This is a genomic window from Jatrophihabitans sp. (genome assembly GCF_051960575.1).
GTDB lineage: Bacteria > Actinomycetota > Actinomycetes > Mycobacteriales > Jatrophihabitantaceae > JBQCEE01.
In genome coordinates, this window is record NZ_JBQCEE010000201.1 from 1 (window position 1) to 8,421 (window position 8,421).

At 73.5% G+C, this 8,421-nt stretch carries 9 protein-coding genes; 6 read left to right on the top strand and 3 right to left on the bottom strand.

All coding sequences use genetic code 11. The annotated features are described in order from the left end of the window. Together ACTHMS_RS11115 and ACTHMS_RS11120 are read left to right on the top strand one after the other, a co-directional pair. Positions 1-721 (top strand): helix-turn-helix domain-containing protein (locus ACTHMS_RS11115; protein WP_440306726.1); only part of this gene is annotated, 721 nt, incomplete at its 5' end. 22 nt (positions 722-743) lie between these two features. Next, a complete protein-coding gene (locus tag ACTHMS_RS11120; RefSeq protein WP_440306727.1) occupies positions 744-1,916 on the top strand; it encodes a fumarylacetoacetate hydrolase family protein in 1,173 nt (390 codons plus the stop codon). On the opposite strand, the gene ACTHMS_RS11125 is transcribed toward ACTHMS_RS11120, so the two are convergent. Genes ACTHMS_RS11125 through deoC form a run of 3 tightly spaced genes read right to left on the bottom strand, consistent with a single transcriptional unit; the run spans position 1,913 to position 5,194 of the window. After that, on the bottom strand, positions 1,913-2,773 hold the full coding sequence (locus ACTHMS_RS11125; protein ID WP_440306728.1) for an aldehyde dehydrogenase family protein: 861 nt from the start codon (positions 2,771-2,773) through the stop codon (positions 1,913-1,915). The two genes, ACTHMS_RS11120 and ACTHMS_RS11125, sit on opposite strands and share 4 nt — an antisense overlap. Further along, positions 2,763-4,226 (bottom strand): aldehyde dehydrogenase family protein, encoded by a 1,464-nt coding sequence (locus ACTHMS_RS11130; RefSeq protein ID WP_440306729.1) that lies wholly within the window; start codon positions 4,224-4,226, stop codon positions 2,763-2,765. Before ACTHMS_RS11130 ends, ACTHMS_RS11125 begins: the two co-directional genes overlap by 11 nt. Then, the gene (deoC, locus tag ACTHMS_RS11135; protein ID WP_440306730.1) at positions 4,226-5,194 is read right to left on the bottom strand and encodes a deoxyribose-phosphate aldolase; all 969 of its coding nucleotides are present in this window, start codon (positions 5,192-5,194) and stop codon (positions 4,226-4,228) included. Before deoC ends, ACTHMS_RS11130 begins: the two co-directional genes overlap by 1 nt. Before the next feature lie 42 nt (positions 5,195-5,236). Here deoC and upp point away from each other — a divergent pair, with 42 nt between their 5' ends. From upp to ACTHMS_RS11155, 4 genes are all read left to right on the top strand, one after another. After that, positions 5,237-5,860 (top strand): uracil phosphoribosyltransferase, encoded by a 624-nt coding sequence (gene upp, locus ACTHMS_RS11140; RefSeq protein ID WP_440306731.1) that lies wholly within the window; start codon positions 5,237-5,239, stop codon positions 5,858-5,860. Positions 5,861-5,978: 118 nt separating this feature from the next. Next, positions 5,979-6,536 carry a SigE family RNA polymerase sigma factor gene (locus tag ACTHMS_RS11145; RefSeq protein ID WP_440306732.1) on the top strand — a complete coding sequence of 186 codons (558 nt, stop codon included), beginning with the start codon at positions 5,979-5,981 and terminating at the stop codon, positions 6,534-6,536. Then, on the top strand, positions 6,536-7,543 hold the full coding sequence (locus ACTHMS_RS11150) for a hypothetical protein (protein WP_440306733.1): 1,008 nt from the start codon (positions 6,536-6,538) through the stop codon (positions 7,541-7,543). Before ACTHMS_RS11145 ends, ACTHMS_RS11150 begins: the two co-directional genes overlap by 1 nt. Positions 7,544-7,661: 118 nt before the next feature. Further along, positions 7,662-8,303 (top strand): hypothetical protein, encoded by a 642-nt coding sequence (locus ACTHMS_RS11155; protein ID WP_440306734.1) that lies wholly within the window; start codon positions 7,662-7,664, stop codon positions 8,301-8,303. Positions 8,304-8,421 lie beyond the last annotated feature (118 nt).

An 8,421-nucleotide genomic window follows, 5' to 3' on the forward strand; every position in this document is an offset into this window, starting at 1 on the left:
CAGTGCCGACAGTGCCGACAGTGCCGACAGTGCCGACAGTGCCGACAGTGCCGACAGTGCCGACAGTGCCGACAGTGCCGACAGTGCCGATAGTGCCGACAGAGCCGACAGTGCCGACAGTGCCGACCGCGCCGACCGAGCCGACCGAGCCGACCCTGCCGACGCCGACGCCGACGCCGACGCCGACGCCGACACCGACACCGACACCGGCGACAGGTGCGGCAGCACCGACGACGACGAGCTCGGTCCGCCGGCCGAGGTGATCGCGCGGCTCCGTCGGTTCACACCGGCGTTGCTGGTGCGTGCGGCGCGTCGGTCGCGGGGGTGGTCGCAGCGAGAACTGGCCGCTCGTGCCGGGGTACCGCCGTCGACCGTGGACCGACTCGAGTCCGGCCGGGGCGATCCTCGGTTCGCCACGCTCGCGCGGCTGCTCGACGCCGCGAATCTCGCGTTCGTCGTGACCGACGCCAAGGGCCGGCTGCTCGAGCTGACGAACGACGACCAGTTGCGCGCGGAGCTGCACGACAGGGCTCGGCGCCGGTTCCCGGCGCATCTGAGCGCCTTTGCGTACGACCCCAGGCGCACACCGTGGTGGGGCCTCTGGACGGTCGGCTGGGACGAGAACGACCCGAGCATCCCGACGTGGATCTACTACCGGCGTTCGCAGCGGTACCGCAGCGTGCTGCCGCCGAAGCGCGAGGACTGGGGTGACGCGACCTGACCGCGCCGGGCAGAGTGGCGCCATGTCCTCCGGGTTCGGCCTCGACCACCTGCCGTTCGGGATCTGCTCGGTCGGCGACGGACCGAGACGGGTGGTGGTGCGGCACGGCGACCGCGCGCTGGACGCCTTCACGCTGACGGGAGCGGACGAACTCGCCGGTCCGGTGCTCGAGCCGTTCCTCGCGGCGGGGCCCGCGCGCTGGGCCGAGGTGCGGGCGCAGCTGCAGGCCGTGCTGACCGACGACGCGGCGGCGGCCCGGGTCGAGGCGGCCGCCACTCCGCTCGACGCGGTCATGCTGCACCGTCCGATCGCGGTGGGCGACTTCGTCGACTTCTACGCGAGCGAGCAGCACGCGATGAACGCCGGGCGGATCTTCCGCCCCGGCGCCGAGCCGCTGCCGGTGAACTGGAAGCACCTGCCGGTCGGCTACCACGGGCGCTCGGGCAGCGTCGTCGTCTCGGGCACCGACGTCGTGCGGCCGAGCGGGCAGCGCGGGGCGCCGGACGGACCGGTCTTCGGGCCGACCCGCAAGCTCGACCTCGAGGTCGAGGTCGGCTTCGTGGTGGGCGCCGGCTCGACACCGGGCGTCCCCGTCGGGGTCGAGGCGTTCGCCGAGCACGTCTTCGGCGTCGTGCTGGTGAACGACTGGTCGGCGCGCGACATCCAGCGGTGGGAGACGGTGCCGCTCGGGCCGTTCCTCGGCAAGTCGTTCGCGACGTCGATGTCGGCGTGGGTGACGCCGCTCGCGGCGCTCGACGCGGCCTGGGTCGACCCGCCGGCGCGCGACGTGCCGGTGCTGCCCTACCTCGTCGGTGACGGCGACAGCGAAGGCGGCCGCGGGCTGGCCATCGATCTCGAGCTGCGGATCGACGGGCAACTCGTGTCGCGTCCACCGTTCGCCTCGATGTACTGGACGCCCGCGCAACTGCTCGCGCACCTGACCGTCAACGGGGCCTCGGTGCGGCCGGGAGACCTGTTCGCGTCCGGCACGGTGAGTGGCGCGCGGCGCGACCAGTGGGGCTCGCTGCTCGAGCTGACCTGGGACGGCGCCGACCCGCTCACCCGCGACGACGACAGTGTGCGCGAGTACCTGCAGGACGGCGACGTCGTGACGATCGGCGCGACGGCGCCGGGCGTAGGCGGCGGCCGGATCACCCTCGGCGACGTCACCGGCCGGGTGCTGCCCGCGCGTTAGACGCCGATCGGGTGCCAGACGGTCTTGGTCTCCACGAAGGCGCGCAGGCGCGCGAGCCCGGGCGGCGACACCCAGTCGTCGTCGCGCGCGAAGACCCGCTTCACGTTGTCGGCCGCGGCGGCCTGCAGCGCCGGACGATCGGCCGCAACGACGCCGCTGATGTCGATGGCGTTCACGTCGCGGTGGGACGCGAGCCACGGCGCCAGTTCGGCGGTGAAGCCGGTAAGCACGTTGATGACACCGCCGGGCACGTCCGAGGTCGCGAGCACCTCGGTGAGCGACACGGCGGGCAGCGGACGCGCCTGCGACGCGACGACCACCACGGTGTTGCCCGTCGCCACGGCCGGCGCGACGACCGAGACGAGTCCGAGCAGCGACGACTCCTGCGGCGCGAGCACGCCGACGACCCCGGTCGGCTCGGGCAGCGAGAAGGTGAAGTACGGGCCGGCCACCGGGTTGGTGCTGCCGACGACCTGGGCGAACTTGTCCGTCCAGCCGGCGTAGTGCACCCAGCGGTCGATGGCGGCGTCGACCTGCGCGGCAGCGGCCTGCGCCGAGACCCCCTCCGCCGCGCGGACCTCGTCGACGAACTGCGCGCGCCGGCCCTCGAGCAGCTCGGCGACCCGGTACAGCACCTGGCCGCGGTTGTAGGCCGTGGCCTTCGACCAGCCGCCGACGGCCTTGCGTGCGACGACGACGGCGTCGCGGACGTCCTTGCGCGACGCCTGGGCGGCATGGGCGAGCAGCTCGCCCGACGCCGACGTCACCGGGTACGAGCGGCCCGACTCCGAGCGGGGGAAGGCTCCACCGATGTAGAGCTTGTAGGTCTTGCGGACCGGCACGCGTTCAGACGTCAAGGTAGGCCTCCAGCCCGTGCCGGCCGCCCTCGCGTCCGAAGCCGGACTCCTTGTACCCGCCGAACGGTGCGGTCGGGTCGAAGCGGTTGAAGGTGTTCGCCCAGACGACGCCGGCGCGCAGCCGGTTCGCCATCGCCAGGATGCGCGAGCCCTTCTCCGTCCACACACCGGCCGACAGGCCGTACGCGGTGTTGTTGGCCTTCTCGATGGCCTCGTCCGGCGTGCGGAACGTGAGCACCGACAGCACCGGTCCGAAGATCTCCTCGCGCGCGATCCGGTGCGCGGGCGAGACATTCGTGAAGACGGTCGGGACGAACCAGTACCCGCGCTCGGGCACGTCGCACGCGGGCGACCAGCGCGTGGCGCCCTCGGCCTCGCCCGAGTCGGAGAGCTCGCGGATGCGCGCCAACTGCGCCGCCGAGTTGATCGCACCGACGTCGGTGTTCTTGTCCAGCGGGTCACCGACGCGCAAGGTGCTCAACCGGCGTTGCAACGCGGCCTCGACCTCGTCGGCGATCGACTCCTGCACCAGCAGCCGCGAGCCCGCGCAGCACACCTGGCCCTGGTTGAAGAAGATGCCGTTGACGATGCCCTCGACGGCCTGGTCGATCGGGGCGTCCTCGAAGACGATGTTCGCGGCCTTGCCGCCGAGTTCGAGGGTGAGCTTCTTGCCCGACGCGGCGACGGCGCGCTGGATCGACTTGCCGACGTCGGTCGAGCCGGTGAACGCGATCTTGTCGATGCCGTCGTGGGCGACGATCGCCTCGCCCACCGACGCACCGCCCGCGAGAATGTTCACCACGCCCGGCGGCAGGTCGGCCTCGGCGATGATCTCGGCGAGGACGAGCGCGGTGAGCGGCGTCGTCTCGGCCGGCTTCAGCACGACGGTGTTGCCGCACGCCAGCGCGGGAGCGATCTTCCACGCGGCCAGCAGCAGCGGGAAGTTCCACGGGATGATCTGGCCGGCGACACCGATCGGCCGCGGCGCCGGCCCGGCCGATGCCGGATCTCGGCTGCCGCCGAACCCTGCGAACTCGAGCTTGTCGGCCCAGCCGGCGTAGTAGAAGAAGTGCGCCGCCGCCGTCGGGATGTCGACGTCGCGCGACTCCTTGATCGGCTTGCCGTTGTCGAGCGTCTCGAGCACGGCGAGCTCGCGCCCGCGCTCCTGGATCGCCCGGGCGATGCGGAACAGGTACTTGCCGCGCTCGGCGGCGGGCATGCGTCCCCAAGGCCCGTCGAACGCGCGCCGGGCGGCCGCGACCGCGTCGTCGACATCGCGCTGACCGGCCTCGGACACCTCGGCGAGCGGGGTCTCGTCCGCCGGGTTGATCGTCTTGATCGACTCGCCCGCGCCGTCGCGGAACGCGCCGTCGACGAAGAGCTGGTAGCTCGGCCTCAGCCGCGCGATGTCGCGTGACTCGGGTGCGGGGGCGTACTCGAACGTCGGAACCATCAGTCCACCGCCACGTAGTCGGCGCCGTCGTAGGCGCCCGTCGTCAGCTTGTGCCGCTGCAGCAGCAGGTCGTTGAGCAGGCTCGAGGCGCCGAAACGGAAGAGGTCGGGATCGAGCCACGCCTCGCCGGCCACCTCGTTGACCATGACGAGGTAGCGGATCGCGTCCTTGCTGGCGCGGATGCCGCCCGCCAGCTTCACGCCGCGCCGGTCGCCGTGCGCGAGCGCGAAGTCGCGCACCGCCTCGAGCATGACCAGCGCGACCGGCGGGGTCGCCGACGTGGTCAGCTTGCCCGTCGAGGTCTTGATGAAGTCCCCGCCCGCGAGCAGGGCCAGCCACGACGCACGGCGCACGTTGTCGAGGGTCGCGAGCTCGGCGGTCTCGAGGATCACCTTGAGATGCGCCGTCCCACATTCCGCCTTCACCGCGACGATCTCGTCGTACACCTGGCCGTAGCGGCCGGCGAGGAAGGCACCGCGGTCGATCACCATGTCGATCTCGGTCGCGCCGGCGGCGACGGCGTCACGGACGTCGTGCAGCTTCGTCGCGAGCGCCGCGCGCCCCGACGGGAACGCGGTCGCGACCGACGCGATCTGCACCCTCGAGCCCCGCAGGGCGTGCACCGCCGTCTCGACCAGGTCGGGGTAGACGCAGACAGCCGCGACGGGCGGGCAGCTCGCGTCGGTGGGGTCGGGACGCATGGCCTTGGCGCAGAGCGAGCGCACCTTGCCCGGGGTGTCGGCGCCCTCGAGCGTCGTCAGGTCGACCATGCGGATGGCGAGGTCGAGCGCCCACGCCTTCGCCGTCGTCTTGATGCTGCGGGTGGCCAGTCCGGCGGCGCGCGACTCGGCGCCGACCTGGTCGACGCCCGGTAGCCCGTGCAGGAGCCAGCGCAGTGACGCGTCGTCACGGGTCACGTCGCGCGTGACGTCTGCCGGCGCCGCCGTCGTGCTCGCGAGTGTCGTCACTGCGCCGAGTGTAGGCGTCGGGCGGTCCTACAGTGACTGCTCATGCAGACCGTCGTCGTCGAGCACCCGATCGTCCAGACCCGCCTCACCGTGATGCGCGACCAGGACAGCAGCAACGCCGAGTTCCGCGCCGCGCTGCGCGAGCTGGCCACGCTGCTGGTCTACGAGGCCACCCGCGAGCTGGCGACCCGGCCGTGCCCGATCACCACGCCGGTGGCCGAGACGACCGGCAGCGCGCTGGCGAACCCGCCGCTGCTGGTGCCGGTGCTGCGCGCCGGGCTCGGCATGGCCGAGGCCGCGTTCAACCTGCTGCCCGAGTCGCAGATGGGCTTCGTCGGGCTGGCCCGCGACGAGCAGACGCACGAGGCCGTGCCGTACATGGCCTCACTGCCCGCGTCGCTCGCCGGGCGTCCGGTGATCGTGCTCGACCCGATGCTCGCCACCGGCGGCTCGCTCCTGCACTGCCTGCAGCTGCTCGCCGCCCGCGGCGCCGACGACCTCACCGTCATCTGCGCCCTCGCCGCGCCCGAGGGCGTGGCCCGGCTCGAGTCGTCCGGACTGCCCGTGCGACTGTTCACCGCCTCGATCGACGAGCGGCTCAACGACAACGCCTACATCGTCCCGGGCCTCGGCGACGCCGGCGACCGCCAGTTCGGCCCCCGCTGACCCGGAAACCCTCCGCTCCGGCCCGTTTCCGGCCTCGAGAACGAGCCAGAGCGGGGGGTTTCGCGCCCGGACGCAACCTGGGCGGCCGCCGGGCGTCTGCTGAGGTATGACTACCGCCATGGCGACCGGGTCGCCCCGGGACGCGACGCGGCGGGGCGGTGTCGGCGTCGGTGCCGCCACCGGCGCCGACGCGGGCGTCGCCGCGCTGTTCCACGCCCACCGGCTGGCCCTCGTCCGGCTCGCCGTGCTGCTCGTCGACGACCGCGAGACCGCCGAGGACGTCGTGCAGGACGCGTTCGCCGCGCTGCACCGCCGCTGGGGCGGGCTCGCGTCCGAGGACGCAGCACTGGCCTACCTTCGCACGTGCGTCGTCAACGGCTCGCGGTCGGTGCTACGCCGCCGTCGCACGGTGCGGACCAAGGGCCGGCCGCCGTGGGACGAACAGACCGCGCCCGCGGACGAACCCGTGCTGCTCGCGGCCGACCACCGGGCGGTGCTGGCAGCCCTCGGCCGACTCGCCCACCGGCAGCGCGAGGTGCTCGTGCTGCGCTACTGGGCCGACCTGTCGGAGGCCGAGATCGCCGCCACGCTCGGCATCTCGGCCGGTGCGGTGAAGTCGACCGCGTCGCGTGCCCGCGACGCGCTGGCCGCCCTGCTCGCCGAGGAGGGGTTCTGATGGACGACCTCGACACCCGCCTGCGCGCGGCCCTGGCCGCCCGCGCCGCGACGGTGACCGAGCACGAGCTGAACCCGGCCGAGCCGCCCCGCGCCCGCCCCCGCCTCGCCCGCACGGCCCCGTGGTTGGCCGCGGCCGCGGTCGCCGCCGCGGTCGCCACGACGACGGTGCTGGCGACACGTCCGGACGCGCACCGCGCCGCGCCGCCCGTCGGCTCGCCGGACCGGTCGGGTGCCGTCGTGTCGACCGTGACCATCCCGGCGACGGCCGAGTCGGTCACGCGGCCGCCCGTAGTGCTGGCGGAGTCCTCGGCTGGGCCGGGCACGCGCGGCAGCACCGGCACGACAGCGCCGACCGTCTGCTGGTTCGCTGACGCATCGCCGTGCCGCGTCCCCGCCGGCTACGTCTGGTACCAGCCGCTCGGCCCGTTCGCGACGTACCGGCAGGTGCAGGCGTGGCGGGCGTCCGGCGGCAGCCAGCCGTGGCACCTCGACGCCCGGCTCACCGCGCAGGCCTTCGTGCGCGCCTTCGGCTTCACCGACCTCGGCCTGGTCACCAGCGCGTCGATCAGCGCCGACCAGGCTCACATCGGCATCGGATATCGCGACCCGGCCGGCCGGCCGCACAGCGCGGCCGTGCTGCACCTCGTTCGCTACGAGCAGCACCCCGGTGACACCGGTGCGCCGTGGGAGGTCGTCGGCACCGACGACACCACCTTCTCGCTCGAGACGCCGAGCTACGGCTCGGCCGTGCCCGGCACCTTCCGCGCAGGCGGCCACATCACGGGGGTGGACGAGAACATCCAGGCGTTCACGATGGACGCGGCGGGGCACCGCAGCGCCGCGGTGTGCTGCGTGCCGGCAGGTGGTGAGCACGCGCCGTGGTCGATCACTGTCCGCGCCCCCGCCGCGTCGACCGGCTCGTTCGCCGTCGTCGCCTGGACGGGCGGCCACGTGCAGGCCCACGAGCGGTTCGCCCTGCAGGGTGTCCAGCGGGCTCTGAAGTAACACTTCGATGAATCCTGGGCCCGCCTGGCAACGTCGCGGTCGTCGATGACGTCTCATGGAGCGTCGGGCGCGATCATGTCGCCCGCAGTGAGCCATCATCACCGCCCGGGAGCACCGTGTGACAAGCAGGCCGCGGTGCTCCCGGGCGTCCAACTCGGGGCTGATCGTCCTGATCGCGCTGCTCGTCGGCACGCTCGACGCGTGCCGCTCGTCGAGCGGCGGCGGTGATCACAGCGCCGGGGGCGCGCCGACGTCGCCCCGCTCGAGCAGCAGCACGCCCGCTGCCGCCCGGCCGAGCACGGTCGTCCACACCCTCGTGCCCTCGGCCGCGGCCGTGAGCGGCACCCGCACCGGCAACTGCTTCACGACCTCGATCACCGTGGGCAGCGCCGACGCCTACCGGTGCTTCGCGGGCAACGCGATCCTCGACCCCTGCTACGGCTCGGGCCGCACCGTCACGTGCTACGCCGACCCGTGGTCGAAGCCGGTCTCGCTGCGCCTCACCCAGCCGCTGCCGGGTGGGCCGGCGATGACGGTGCACCGGCCGTGGGCGATCCAGCTCGCCGGCGGGATCCGCTGCATCGCGGCCACCGGGGTCGTGCCGGTGGTGGACCACGTGCCGCTGACCTACACCTGCCTGGACGGCGGTGCCGCGGCGCTCACCGGCAGCGCGACCGCGCCGCTGCGGACGGCGAGCTACCGCCCGACGACGACGGCGCCGTTGCGGCCGCTCACCGTCACCGACGTCTGGAACGGGTGACGGCTCACACGCCCAGCGCGGCGGACACCTCCGCGCGCAGCGCGGCAAGCCGATCGGCCGCGACGTCGGCCGAGCCGCCGGGCTCGACCACCTCGAGGTAGGCCTTGAGCTTCGGCTC

Bases quoted from the DNA above. Each gene is read 5' to 3' on its own strand.
- ACTHMS_RS11120 (WP_440306727.1), top strand. From the start codon at position 744: ATGTCCTCCGGGTTCGGCCTCGACCACCTGCCGTTCGGGATCTGCTCG.
- ACTHMS_RS11130 (WP_440306729.1), bottom strand. From the start codon at position 4,226: ATGGTTCCGACGTTCGAGTACGCCCCCGCACCCGAGTCACGCGACATC.
- upp (WP_440306731.1), top strand. From the start codon at position 5,237: ATGCAGACCGTCGTCGTCGAGCACCCGATCGTCCAGACCCGCCTCACC.
- ACTHMS_RS11145 (WP_440306732.1), top strand. From the start codon at position 5,979: ATGGCGACCGGGTCGCCCCGGGACGCGACGCGGCGGGGCGGTGTCGGC.
- ACTHMS_RS11150 (WP_440306733.1), top strand. From the start codon at position 6,536: ATGGACGACCTCGACACCCGCCTGCGCGCGGCCCTGGCCGCCCGCGCC.